Raw genomic sequence first — 12,049 nt, forward strand, 5'->3', positions numbered from 1 at the left:
CCTCCTCAATATTTGACTTTAAGAGTCTTAAATTCATCTTTATCAAATATATATAAAATATAATTTATAAATAATCTTTTTAAATTTGCTATAGATTTTTCTTCGCAGTCTATAGCAATTAAGTCCGTAAATTTGCTATTTAATAAGTGTTTCATAAAGCTAAGTTCTTTTATCGTTATGGTCTTGTTTGAGTAAGCTTTGTCTCTTGCCACAATCATGCCATCTTCATAATTAAAACTGTAGCTATTAAGCCCATCCTTTATTTGAATTCTAGGGAAATAGCCTAGTATGTATATAAGTTTCAAAATAAAGGCCAGTATTATTTGCTCTGCTTTTTCTGGATATATGTCCATAATGTTTAGCATAGTTAGTATCATGCTGTAGATGTACTCGTCGCCTTCTTGTGTATTAAGAAGTGTCACAAGCAGCTCTGATAAAAAGGCAAAATCATGTAGCTTTTTCATATCTGTATCTAAAAGCTTTGGTGCATATAAAACTTTTGAGTCGTTCACCATGAATATCTCTTTATATTGCGATAGGGTAAATTCTGATTCAGTAAATACAAAGGAGCTCCTCGCAACATTATCTCTTAAATCATATGCGCTTCTTACATAAGCCTTGATACGACCTAATTCTACCGTATATATCTCAAGTATCTTACCGTTCTTCTGGTCACTTTTACTTGCAATTACTATGCCTCTAAACTTTTCGGATTTACTTGTATCCAAAGAATTTCACCTTGTCTTCGTTCTTTCTCCAGTTTTTGGCAACTTTTACATTAAGGCTAAGATTAACATCCGTGTCAAGCATTGCTTGTATATCCTTTTTCGCAGCAAGTCTGATTTTTTTAATCATAGAAGCGTCCTTGCCAATGACTATGCCCTTGTGACTTTCTCTTTCGCAGTATATAATTGCTTCGATATTTACCTTGTCTTCAAATTCTTCGTACTTAATAATTTCAACGTTGATGCCGTGAGGTATTTCTTCAGATAAGTACAATAGGCACTTTTGTCTAATCACCTCTGAGACTATAAACTTCATCGGCTTATCAGTTAAATACTCGCCGTCGTAGTACATTGGTCCAGGTTTTAATGTGTTTTTTATCTCATCTAATAATTTATTTAAGTTCTCGTCATTAGCAGCGCTTATTGGCACAGTAATAGCTTTCAAATTGCGCGCATTTATCTCTGCGATAATTTCGTCTAAGTATGATTCCTTTTTATCAATCTTATTTATGGCGATGACGACATCTTTATTTGAGCTCATGACTATATCCATAAGTTCTTTTTCTCCAGCCTTAAATGGCACAGAACCATCTATAATATAAAGAATCATATCAGCATCTTCTATAGCTGATCTCATGGCCTTATCCATGTAATCTCCTAGTTTATTTCTAGCTATTTGATAGCCAGGTGTATCCATGAAGATGATTTGTGCGTCGTCATCTGTATATATAAAATTGATTATATCTCTTGTTGTTTGCGGTTTGTCAGAGATTATTGATATATTAAATTTTACTAATTTATTTAGTAGCGTCGATTTACCAGCGTTTGGCCTACCTACAACGGCTACATAGCCTGATTTAAATTCCATCGTCTCACCTCTATTTGTCATCTAATGAAAAAGATGCTGGAAGCAGATCTTTTATATTATATACTTTGTAATCGCCCGTGTTCCTCGCAACAATTACCTTGGCATCTTTTGTAAACTCACTAATAAATTGTCTGCACGCTCCACACGGAAACGGATATGAATCTGGATTAACTATTGCAATCTTACTTATCTTTCTTGAATCACCGTTAGTGATAGCATTTGCTATAGCGCTTTGCTCAGCGCATATTGTTAAGCCATAAGAAGCATTCTCAATGTTTACGCCATTATAAACACTGCCGTCGTCCATTTCAACGGCTGCAGCAACTTTATATTTAGAATAAACTGAGTATGATCTATCTAAAACGCTTAAGGCTGATTCAACTAGTTCTTTATATTCCATATCATCCCTCGAATCTTTATTATACAATAAATTAGTGATAAATTCAATACTTAACGCGTGATTTTAAGCTCATCAAGTATTTCTCTTTGTCTTTCTTCCATAATGACTCTGTCTTCGTCCTCGATGTGGTCGTAGCCAAGTAAGTGCAGTATACTGTGAGTGAAGAGAAACATGATTTCTCTTTCAAGGCTGTGACCATATTCCTTTGCTTGCTCCTGAGCTACTTCATATGAAATAACTACATCACCTAAGAGAGTCTCATCAGATGAAAAATCTTCTATAAGAGGAAAAGATAAAACGTCAGTTACTTTATCAATATTTCTATACTCTCTATTTAAATCCTTTATCTCGTCCTTCGATACATAAGTAAGACCTACCTCGTAGTGATCTTCAAGACCTTCCATCTTTAAAGCAAGTGAAGCGATCCTCTTCATAGTATCTTCGTAAGAAGCCTCTATCGAATAATTATTTTCGTTATTTATCACTATGTCCATCTTTTTCTTCTCTCTCTTTACTTTCTTTATCAAGCTTTTTGCTCTCATATGCATTATATGCTTCGATAATTCTTTGTACAAGTATGTTTCTAACAACGTCTGTTTGAGTAAGTTCGATAAAACTAATGCCATTTATATTTCTTAAGATATGGCTAGCAGCTATTAGACCAGATTTTTTTCCCTTAGGCAAGTCCCTTTGAGTAATGTCGCCAGTAACTATAACCTTAGAGTTAAAGCCCATCCTAGTCAAGAACATCTTCATTTGCTCTTCAGTAGTGTTTTGCGCTTCATCAAGAATTATGAAGGCCTTATCCAAAGTTCTTCCTCTCATGTAAGCAAGTGGAGCGACCTCGATAAGTCCTCTCTCAGCATTCTTTTCATATTGCTCCTTGCCCATAATTTCATATAAGGCGTCATAAACTGGCCTTAGATATGGATCTACCTTTTCCTTTAGATCGCCCGGCAAGAAACCAAGGTTTTCGCCTGCTTCCACAGCTGGTCTTGTTAATATAATCTTAGATACTTCCTTATTTTTGAAAGCATTAACCGCCATGGCGATGGCAAGATAAGTCTTTCCAGTACCTGCAGGTCCTATACCAAAGGTTATGCCTGACTTTCTAATCATATCAACATATCTTTTTTGGCCAATAGTCTTTGGTCTGATGGTTTTGCCCTCGCTAGTAATTGCAACTACATCCTTCTGTATATCATATAATTGATGTTCTTTGGATTTTTTCACTAGATTGATGGAGTAGTATATGTCCTCTTTACTAAGTGATTTTTGTGTGTCGATAAGGCTTGATAAGGCTTTTATAAGTCTCTCAGCCATAGCCTCTTTCTCTTCATCACCTGAAGCTATCACAATCTTATCAGATTTGATATCAAGCTTCACGTCTAGTTCTTTTTCAATTATTTTGATATTTGTATCTAAATTACCAGCTAATGCTTCTTGCTTATTGCTGTCAAAATTAAGTTCTCTACTCATTAATCCTCCTTAAGGCAAGTGGTTTGTCTAAAATTTCTTTTATTACTATAGATCTAGCTAAATTTTCCTTTGTAAAATTAATACCATCGATCTCTTCAGACTCAATTTCATTAAAAGCGCTATTTTCTGCTGCAATTATTTCATTATTTTCTTCTCTAAGCTTTTCCTCTTTTTCTGCTTTATAATCACGAAGCCTATCTTTAATATCTCTAGAAAGGTATTCATCGAGCTTTTTGCTCTTTTCTGAGAAATAGTCATCGGCTCTTTCTTTGTAATCATCTCTAATTGCTTCGTCATAGTGCTTTTCTAAATTGCCTATCTTTTTAACCCTTTCACGTTTTTTATTTTCTCTATCATTTGCTTTATTAGCATCTTTCATCGTTCTAGTGTAAATTTCATCAAGCTTTTTATCTAAAATATCTCTTTGCTTTTTCTTCTTATTAGCTTCATTTACAGTAGTGACGATAGATGATATTAGCATAAATAAAAACGCTAATACAAATAATCCATCCATAGTATCCTACTTATCTAGCTTTTGTGTATCTGATATGGACTTTCTCATATCAGTATCTGAGTTAATATTATTCATCTTGTAATAATCCATAACTCCTAAGTTACCGTTCTTTAGTGCTTCAGCTATAGCTAGAGGTACTTCTCTTTCAGCTTCAACAACTTTTGACTTCATCTTTTGAACTTCAGCCTTCATTTCTTGTTCGCTAGCAACGGCCATGGCACGTCTTTCTTCCGCCTTAGCTTGAGCTATCTTCTTATCGGCGTCTGCTTGATCCATAAGCAGTTTAGCTCCGATGTTTCTACCAACGTCGATATCTGCTATGTCTATAGAAAGTATTTCAAATGCTGTTCCTGAATCAAGACCTTTTTTAAGAACTGTTTTTGAAATGCTATCAGGATTTTCAAGCACGGCCTTATGTGTATCCGCGCTACCAACTGTAGTTACTATACCTTCACCAACTCTTGCGATGATAGTTTCTTCACCAGCACCACCGACTAATCTCTCGATATTTGCTCTAACAGTTACTCTTGCTTTTACAACGACTTCGATACCGTTCATAGCAACTGCGGATATGGAAGGAGTTTCTATAACCTTAGGGTTTACGCTTACTTGAACAGCTTCAAGTACGTTACGACCAGCTAGGTCAATAGCTGCTGCTCTAGTAAAGTCTAGTGGTATATCAGCTCTTTGTGCTGCGATAAGTGCGTCAACAAGTGTATCTACATTACCACCAGCTAGGTAGTGAGCTTCTAGTTCGTTAACCTTTATATCAAGTCCAGCCTTTGTAGCCTTAATCATTGGATTGATAATCTTGCTTGGAGCAACTCTTCTAAGTCTCATACCTGTAAGTGTAGCCATGCTAACCTTAACTCCTGAGAAGAATGCTGTTATCCATAAACCTATAGGAACGAACGAGAAAAACATACTTAAGACTATAATCCCAAGTATTACAAAAATTAATTTACCTGATAATAAAGCATTAATAAAACCTGTTAAAAACATAATTACTTAACCTCCCTGTCAACTATTAGATATCTTCCTTTAACCGCTATAATCTTTAGATCAAGACCATTATCAAGGTAGCCGTCGTAGCTTATAGCGTTATATTTGACTCCATCAATCAAAACAAAACCTGTTGGTCCTAAAGAGCTGATTGATTTTGCCTTACTTCCTACGAGCTTTTCTAGCTCATTTACTTCTTCTTTATTCTCTTTTAAATTTGATTCGGTGCTTAAAACAAGATGAGTTAATCCATTAAATGAATAACCCTTACTAAGCATGTACTTAAGGAAAGCTATATTGCAATTTATCAATATAAATACAGTCATTAAGCCATATCTATAATCAGTAAAAGCTAAAACTACAGATGTGAAATATGCTAGTAAACCAAGTACACCTGTTATAGTGAAGCCAGGAATAAATATTTCCAAAACTACAAAAATACAAGCAAATATGAATAATCCGAGTGGATAAAAATTATTTGTTTGACATACAATTCTAGATCCAAACAAAAGAAGATGTGTTAAGAAAAATAAACTTATGTAAGCACTTTGCTTCTTCTTTATTAAAGCAAGACTTAAAAAGAGCGTGCCTATGATTACTAATAAAAATGCCGCTATATCGGTCAATAAAAAAACATCTGTATTTGCCACTAAAAATATATTTTGCATTAAATCACCACCTAAGTATATTTACCCAAAACACTCATCTTTAATCAAAAAAATCAAGGCTGACCACTATGACCAGCCTTTGCTTTTTATAAATCTTCTGATTTTTCTACGTTCTTAATCTCTTTTCTAGATGCCTTGTCTCTGAATGCCCACTTAGCTATCTCCATATTGCATCCTGGATTTATTTCGATTACATAAACATCTTCTTTAATTTGAACAATCTTACCTAAGATACCGCCAATAGTTACGATTTGATCACCAACTTTAAGTGAGTCTATTAGTTCTTGTAACTTTTGTGCTTGTTTCTTTTGTGGTCTGATTAAAAAGAAGTATGCGAATGCACCAAATAATACAAATGGAATTATCATGCTAAGTAATGATCCGCTTGCGTTTGCTTGTTGAGCTCCTGCTAAAAAATTTAATGTCATCATATAACCTCCCTATATTGTTAATACTATTATACACTATATTACTTTAAATATCCATATTTTTTATAAAATTCATGTTTATACTCTAAGAAATAATCGCCTAAAATTGATTCTCTAATATTCTTCATCATCTTTAGTAAGAAAGTTAAATTATGAATAGTAGCTAATCTATAAGCAAGTATCTCGTCAACATTGAAAAGATGTCTTAAATAAGCTCTTGAGTAATGACTACAAGTGTAGCAATCGCACTCAGGGTCTGGTTTAGTGAAGTCTTCCTTATACTTAGCGTTCTTTATTACAAGTCTTCCGTGTGATGTCATAAGCGTTCCATTTCTCGAGATTCTTGTTGGTAGAACGCAGTCCGCCATATCTATACCTCTTTCAACTGATTCAAATAAATATAGTGGCGTACCTACACCCATATTGTATCTAGGCTTATTCTCAGGCATAAAATCAGTTACATGGTCCAAGACCTCATTCATCAAATCAACTGGTTCACCTACTGAAAGGCCGCCAACAGCATATCCAGGCAAATCAATAGAGCAAATTTCTTTCGCATGCTCTTCACGAAGGTCCTTGTAAAGGCCGCCTTGAATAATGCCGAATAGATTTTGATTCTCTCTATCTGTCCAAGCGTCCTTACATCTTTCAAGCCACCTAGTCGTTCTATGCATCGAGTTTATAATGTATTCTCTAGACGCAGGATAAGGAGCGCACTCGTCAAAGGCCATCATGATGTCGCTGCCAAGCTTTGTTTGTATCTCAATCGATTTCTCCGGAGATATGAATAGCTTTGAGCCATCTATATGTGAGCGAAACTCAACGCCTTCTTCACTAATCTTTCTCATTCCGCCCAAGCTAAAGACTTGAAAGCCGCCGCTATCTGTTAAGATAGGCTTGTCCCAGTTCATAAACTTGTGAAGCCCACCAGCTTTTTGAACTATGTCTTCGCCAGGTCTTAAATGCAAGTGATATGTGTTCGAAAGAATGATTTGAGCGCCCAAGTCCTTAAGCTCATCAGGCGTCATAGTCTTAACCGTTGCTCTCGTTCCTACCGGCATGAAGATAGGCGTCTCAACAACGCCATGTTTTAGCTTCATTAGACCAGCTCTTGCTTTAGTTTTACTATCTGTTTTAATTAATTCAAATTCCATATTATCTATCCAATATAAACATTGCATCGCCAAAGCTGAAGAATCTGTATCTTTCTTTAACAGCTTCCGCATATGCGTTAAGTATCATCTCTTTTGAAGCAAAGGCGCTTACAAGCATAATTAGCGTTGACTCTGGTAAGTGGAAGTTCGTGATTAGTGCGTCAACTGCCTTATATTCAAAGCCAGGATATATGAATATATCAGTCCATCCGTGACTAGCCTTGATCTCGCCCTTTGCAGCTATCGTTTCAAGCGTTCTAACTGTAGTAGTTCCAACAGCTATAACTCTTCTACCTTCTTTTTTTGCTTTGTTTATGGTCTCGCTCGCCTCTTCAGAAAGGTTATAGAACTCACTGTGCATCTTGTGTTTCTCAACATCTGTTACCTTGACAGGTCTAAATGTTCCAAGACCAACATGAAGTGTTAGATAAACTATCTTCACGCCCTTATCTTCTAGCTCTTTTAATAGCTCCTTAGTAAAGTGTAGACCCGCTGTTGGTGCGGCGGCTGAACCAAGGTTCTTAGCGTAAACAGTTTGGTATCTATCCTTATCTTCAAGTCTTTCCTTAATATATGGTGGAAGAGGCATCTCGCCAAGTTCATTTAATATCTCTAGGAAAATTCCATCGTATTTAAATTTTATATATCTAACGCCATCGTCATCAATATCAACTACTTCAGCTCTTAGAAGACCGTGACCAAATTCAATTTCACTGCCTATCTTCATCTTCTTGCCCGGCTTAACAAGAGTCTTCCAAGTGTCTTTTTCTGTTTGTGAAATTAGAAGAACTTCTATCTTTTCTTCTTTTCCAGGCCTATTGCCAAAGAGTCTTGCAGGTATTACCTTGCTATCGTTTGCAACTAGCACGTCTCCTTCATGAAGAAGGTTTATTATGTCATGAAAAATCATGTGTTCGACCTTGCCAGTTTTTCTGTCCAAGACCATAAGTCTTGATTCATCTCTTTTGTCTATGGGGTGCTGTGCAATTAGCTCCTCAGGTAGATCATAGTAAAAATCTTTAGTTTCCATTACTTATTTCAGCTCCGTCATAGTAGAATTTTAGTATTTCATCATATTTTAGTCCGGCCTTAGCCATGTTGTTTGCGCCCCATTGGCTTAGTCCAACACCGTGGCCCCAGCCGTGACCAGCTATCTTAATCTTTGCATCAGCGCTTATAGCTGGGCTCGGACTAGCTTTTTCACTAGTTTCACTGCTTATAAATATAGCTACGCCATCTTCAAATAAAACAGTTACTTCGCCATCATTATCGTTTTCTGGCGCTTGCGTAGCAGTGCTTACACCATTTGCCTCAACTGTATACATGCTGCTCTTGAATTTATTCGCGCCAATGGCATTCTTAAATTTATTGTTATCGACAAGCACTTCTTTAGTGCCGTCCATTATAGCAACAGTCTTAACTCTTCTGCTATTGTTGTTTTCTTTAACAAAAATTTGATTTATCGAATTTATACTAATGCCTTGCTTTTTAAGTCCGTTAATTAAGTCATTTGCATTCATTTCAAAATTCCAATTATAATTTGGCTCATTTATAGAATATTTATCTTCTTTTGAGATTAAATACTTATACTTAGCGCCCCAAACATCGTTAGCATCCGCTGTATATCCGCCGTTTGATGATGAATAAGTCGCGTTAACAACCTTGCCTTCAGACAATAAGATTTGTCCTCTAGTTTCATCGACCGCTTTTCTCACATTGTCTCTTTCAGCGTCAAAACCGCCATAAACTTGGCTAGATACAGTATCATATAAATCAAATGATTTATCCTTATTTCTTGTAACACTACAAACCGCATAAGATCTAGCCGCTACCGCTTGTGCCTTAAGCGCTTCGTATGAGAAAGTGCTTGGCATCTCTCTTGGAACGACGCCATAAAGGTACTCTTCAAGGCCGACATTGTTAATAGCAGCCAACTGCTTGTCAACTGTATCAAATGTTAAGTAGCCTCTGTATCTTTTATTATTTATCTTTATAGGACTCGAACTAGGAGATTGAATCTTCATAGACTTGTTTGTAGCCATACTTGATAAATAATTACCTAAAGAGTCATAAATATCATAATTTTGTCCATTTAATTTAAGAACGATACTCTTTTCAAAGCTTTGGAATAGGCTTAAGTTAGAGTACATATCTCTCACTTCAAAACCATCGTCACTGTATAGTTTTAATTCATTCATGTTTTGCGCACTTATACCAAGCTTTACATCAACATTACTTATATGCTCATATCCAGTCTCTGCTTTAGCACTGTTTATAGAAAATGCTAACAAAAATATTGATAGTATAATTAATATTTTATTCTTCATAATTCTCTCCTTCGTTATACTTGTAGCCCATGTGGTCATAAGCAAGTTTGGTTGCTACTCTGCCTCTTGGCGTTCTTGCGATAAAACCAAGCTGAATTAGATATGGCTCGTAAACATCTTCTATCGTAGTTCTTTCCTCGTTCGATGATGCTGCAAGCGTATCTAAGCCGACTGGCCTGCCACCATAAGTATTTATCATAACATCAAGTATCTTTCTGTCAGTTTTGTCAAGGCCATAGTGGTCTATTTCTAGTATATCTAGGCCTTTTTTAGCAATCTTGCCAGATATAGAGCCATCTTCTAGTACTAAAGAGTAGTCTCTAACCCTCTTTAGTAGCCTATTAGCAATTCTTGGAGTGCCTCTAGACCTTCTTGCTATCTCTCTTGCGCCTGCGTCATCAATCTCTACATCTAAAATGCCGGCAGATCTCGTAACTATCTCACAAAGTGAGTCTTCATCGTATAAATCTAAGTTTAGTATAACACCAAATCTATCTCTTAATGGTGATGACAACAATCCTGCTCTAGTTGTTGCGCCTATTAGCGTAAATCTTGAAAGATCTATCCTAACCGATCTTGCCGATGGGCCTTTACCTATGATTAGGTCAAGTGAATAGTCCTCCATCGCTGGATAAAGTATTTCCTCTACAGAACGTGATATTCTATGTATCTCGTCAATGAATAATACATCGTCATCTTTTAAATTTGTTAGAACTGAGGCCAAATCGCCCGGCCTCTCAATAGCAGGACCAGATGTTATCTTGATATTAACACCCATCTCATTTGCGATGATATTCGCAAGAGTAGTCTTACCAAGTCCTGGTGGTCCATATAAAAGAACGTGGTCAAGTGGCTCGCCCCTCATCTTTGCAGCATTAACAAAGATTTTTAGCTTTTCCTTAACGCTGTCTTGACCAATATAGTCGTTAAACCACTTTGGTCTGAGTGAATTGTCAAAATTTTCTTCGCCTGACCTCAAATCAGTTGTTATTAATCTATCTTCTTCCACTTAAACACCTACTTTGAAAGCCTTTTCAATAGCTCTTTAATTAAATCTTCTACTTCCATAGTCTCGTCTAAACCTTTGGCAATGCTTGTGATTTCATATTTATTGTAGCCAAGCGAAGTAAGCGCTTCTATAGCTTCGTTTAGGTTGCTGCCAACACTTACAACATTTGCAAGGTCTTCAAATTCGCTTCCCTTGCTAACTTTGTCCTTAAGCTCAAGAATGATTCTTTGAGCAGTTTTCTTTCCTATGCCAGGCGCCTTCATTAAGGCTTTTTCATCATTTGTGACGATGGCCTTTTGTAGATCAACTACCTTTTGTTCAGACAAAATACCTATGGCAGTCTTTGGTCCAACGCCATTAACTGTTGTAATCAGATTGAAAAAGTCGACTTCGTATCTATTGGCAAAGCCATATAGACTCATGTCATCTTCCCTAACTACTAAATTCATATAAATTTTTACTTCGCCGTCGTAGATATCGCTCTCCATAGTTTCTTTGGATGTAAAAACTTTGTAAGCAATATTATTTACTAATAAAACTATGTAGTCCTTCTTCTTATCTACAACCTCACCTATCATATATTCAAACATAATTACCTCAATAAAAATTGATCTTTAAAATTAATACTTGCGCTATGAGTTAGAGCAACTGCTAAAGCGTCAGCAACGTCGTCAGGTTTTGGAACCTTTTCTAAGTGAAGAAAAGTCTTAACCATCTCTTGCATTTGCTTTTTCTCAGCCCTACCATAACCAGTAACAGCTTGTTTAATTTGAAGTGGAGTGTACTCGTATGTTGCGAGATTCTTATGCTTTAAGCAAAGAAGAGTCACGCCTCTAGCTTCAGCAACTTGTATAACCGTTTTTTGATTTTTAAAATAAAATAGTTCTTCAATTGCCGCTTCATCTGGGTCGTACTTGTCGATTATAGCTCCAAGCTCAAAGTAAATCTTCTCAAGTCTTTTATCTAAACTAAGGTCCTTGTGCGTTGTGATTGCGTCGTAGAACACATCGCGAGCCTTATTGCCGTCATAATCAATGATGCCCACACCAACTATAGCGATGCCTGGGTCTATACCTAAAATTCTCATTTTGCCTCCTACTTCTCCATTATAATTTATATTATACTACAAAAGAGGCATAAGTTCAAGCACTTGATGCGTTTTTATGTGGCGCCCATTCTTAATTGTCAAGACATATGTTACACTTAGAAAAATATTCTTTTACAACTTGGTTTGGTGTCTTAAAATTTAATGATATTTTTGCTGTATTGTTATATCTATTTTGATGTTTATATATTTGCTTAATTAGATCTTTTTCTCTTGTAAATATTTTTCTGTTGTACACTATTTTGCCATCTTCTCTATGGCTTCTTTCTACTTTTCCATTTTGCCATGGTGAATATGGTCTTGTCCTTTTAATCTTCATTCCTAGTTTTTGTGCAACTTTTTCAAATGCGCTTGTTTTGTCTGTCTTGTC

16 protein-coding genes are annotated in these 12,049 nt (G+C 36.0%); all 16 read right to left on the bottom strand.

Going from position 1 to position 12,049, the window contains the following annotated elements:
• Positions 1–5: 5 nt before the first annotated feature.
• The gene (gene recO, locus AC1EJ0_RS01215) at positions 6–728 is read right to left on the bottom strand and encodes a DNA repair protein RecO (protein WP_480022747.1); all 723 of its coding nucleotides are present in this window, start codon (positions 726–728) and stop codon (positions 6–8) included.
• Positions 715–1,593: a GTPase Era gene (era, locus tag AC1EJ0_RS01220; RefSeq protein ID WP_480022746.1), complete on the bottom strand. Its 879-nt coding sequence runs from the start codon at positions 1,591–1,593 to the stop codon at positions 715–717. Before era ends, recO begins: the two co-directional genes overlap by 14 nt.
• 10 nt (positions 1,594–1,603) lie before the next feature.
• Complete coding sequence (gene cdd / locus AC1EJ0_RS01225) at positions 1,604–2,020, bottom strand: cytidine deaminase (RefSeq protein WP_480022745.1); 417 nt, start codon at positions 2,018–2,020, stop codon at positions 1,604–1,606.
• A 23-nt stretch (positions 2,021–2,043) separates the two neighbouring features.
• Positions 2,044–2,487: an rRNA maturation RNase YbeY gene (gene ybeY / locus AC1EJ0_RS01230; protein WP_480022744.1), complete on the bottom strand. Its 444-nt coding sequence runs from the start codon at positions 2,485–2,487 to the stop codon at positions 2,044–2,046.
• Positions 2,468–3,472, bottom strand: a complete 1,005-nt coding sequence (locus AC1EJ0_RS01235) for a PhoH family protein (RefSeq protein WP_294984850.1) — start codon at positions 3,470–3,472, stop codon at positions 2,468–2,470. The genes ybeY and AC1EJ0_RS01235 overlap by 20 nt, the downstream gene beginning before the upstream one ends.
• Entirely contained in the window at positions 3,465–3,986 is a 522-nt protein-coding gene (locus AC1EJ0_RS01240; protein WP_480022743.1) for a hypothetical protein, read from the bottom strand. Before AC1EJ0_RS01240 ends, AC1EJ0_RS01235 begins: the two co-directional genes overlap by 8 nt.
• A gap of 6 nt (positions 3,987–3,992) precedes the next feature.
• On the bottom strand, positions 3,993–4,988 hold the full coding sequence (gene floA, locus AC1EJ0_RS01245) for a flotillin-like protein FloA (protein ID WP_480022742.1): 996 nt from the start codon (positions 4,986–4,988) through the stop codon (positions 3,993–3,995).
• Positions 4,989–4,990: 2 nt separating this feature from the next.
• Positions 4,991–5,656 carry an NfeD family protein gene (locus AC1EJ0_RS01250; protein WP_480022741.1) on the bottom strand — a complete coding sequence of 222 codons (666 nt, stop codon included), beginning with the start codon at positions 5,654–5,656 and terminating at the stop codon, positions 4,991–4,993.
• A gap of 86 nt (positions 5,657–5,742) precedes the next feature.
• On the bottom strand, positions 5,743–6,087 hold the full coding sequence (gene yajC, locus AC1EJ0_RS01255; RefSeq protein ID WP_480022740.1) for a preprotein translocase subunit YajC: 345 nt from the start codon (positions 6,085–6,087) through the stop codon (positions 5,743–5,745).
• Positions 6,088–6,125: 38 nt separating this feature from the next.
• Positions 6,126–7,238, bottom strand: coding sequence for a tRNA guanosine(34) transglycosylase Tgt (gene tgt / locus AC1EJ0_RS01260; RefSeq protein ID WP_480022739.1), 1,113 nt, complete (start codon positions 7,236–7,238; stop codon positions 6,126–6,128).
• A 1-nt stretch (position 7,239) separates the two neighbouring features.
• Positions 7,240–8,268 (bottom strand): tRNA preQ1(34) S-adenosylmethionine ribosyltransferase-isomerase QueA, encoded by a 1,029-nt coding sequence (gene queA, locus AC1EJ0_RS01265; protein WP_480022738.1) that lies wholly within the window; start codon positions 8,266–8,268, stop codon positions 7,240–7,242.
• Positions 8,258–9,565 (bottom strand): SpoIID/LytB domain-containing protein, encoded by a 1,308-nt coding sequence (locus tag AC1EJ0_RS01270; protein ID WP_480022737.1) that lies wholly within the window; start codon positions 9,563–9,565, stop codon positions 8,258–8,260. The genes queA and AC1EJ0_RS01270 overlap by 11 nt, the downstream gene beginning before the upstream one ends.
• Entirely contained in the window at positions 9,555–10,574 is a 1,020-nt protein-coding gene (gene ruvB, locus AC1EJ0_RS01275; RefSeq protein ID WP_480022736.1) for a Holliday junction branch migration DNA helicase RuvB, read from the bottom strand. Before ruvB ends, AC1EJ0_RS01270 begins: the two co-directional genes overlap by 11 nt.
• 8 nt (positions 10,575–10,582) lie before the next feature.
• Positions 10,583–11,164 (bottom strand): Holliday junction branch migration protein RuvA, encoded by a 582-nt coding sequence (gene ruvA, locus AC1EJ0_RS01280; protein ID WP_294796354.1) that lies wholly within the window; start codon positions 11,162–11,164, stop codon positions 10,583–10,585.
• A gap of 2 nt (positions 11,165–11,166) precedes the next feature.
• A complete protein-coding gene (gene ruvC, locus AC1EJ0_RS01285; protein WP_058260476.1) occupies positions 11,167–11,661 on the bottom strand; it encodes a crossover junction endodeoxyribonuclease RuvC in 495 nt (164 codons plus the stop codon).
• Positions 11,662–11,752: 91 nt separating this feature from the next.
• Positions 11,753–12,049 (bottom strand): integrase core domain-containing protein (locus tag AC1EJ0_RS01290; RefSeq protein ID WP_480022735.1); only part of this gene is annotated, 297 nt, incomplete at its 5' end.

It is taken from the genome of Fenollaria sp. C0166D3 (assembly GCF_056590255.1).

Coding starts and splice junctions, on each gene's coding strand:
- ybeY (WP_480022744.1), bottom strand. CDS start 2,487: ATGGACATAGTGATAAATAACGAAAATAATTATTCGATAGAGGCTTCT.
- AC1EJ0_RS01240 (WP_480022743.1), bottom strand. CDS start 3,986: ATGGATGGATTATTTGTATTAGCGTTTTTATTTATGCTAATATCATCT.
- AC1EJ0_RS01270 (WP_480022737.1), bottom strand. CDS start 9,565: ATGAAGAATAAAATATTAATTATACTATCAATATTTTTGTTAGCATTT.
- AC1EJ0_RS01250 (WP_480022741.1), bottom strand. CDS start 5,656: ATGCAAAATATATTTTTAGTGGCAAATACAGATGTTTTTTTATTGACC.
- era (WP_480022746.1), bottom strand. CDS start 1,593: ATGGAATTTAAATCAGGCTATGTAGCCGTTGTAGGTAGGCCAAACGCT.
- tgt (WP_480022739.1), bottom strand. CDS start 7,238: ATGGAATTTGAATTAATTAAAACAGATAGTAAAACTAAAGCAAGAGCT.
- ruvC (WP_058260476.1), bottom strand. CDS start 11,661: ATGAGAATTTTAGGTATAGACCCAGGCATCGCTATAGTTGGTGTGGGC.
- AC1EJ0_RS01235 (WP_294984850.1), bottom strand. CDS start 3,472: ATGAGTAGAGAACTTAATTTTGACAGCAATAAGCAAGAAGCATTAGCT.
- queA (WP_480022738.1), bottom strand. CDS start 8,268: ATGGAAACTAAAGATTTTTACTATGATCTACCTGAGGAGCTAATTGCA.
- ruvA (WP_294796354.1), bottom strand. CDS start 11,164: ATGTTTGAATATATGATAGGTGAGGTTGTAGATAAGAAGAAGGACTAC.
- floA (WP_480022742.1), bottom strand. CDS start 4,988: ATGTTTTTAACAGGTTTTATTAATGCTTTATTATCAGGTAAATTAATT.
- yajC (WP_480022740.1), bottom strand. CDS start 6,087: ATGATGACATTAAATTTTTTAGCAGGAGCTCAACAAGCAAACGCAAGC.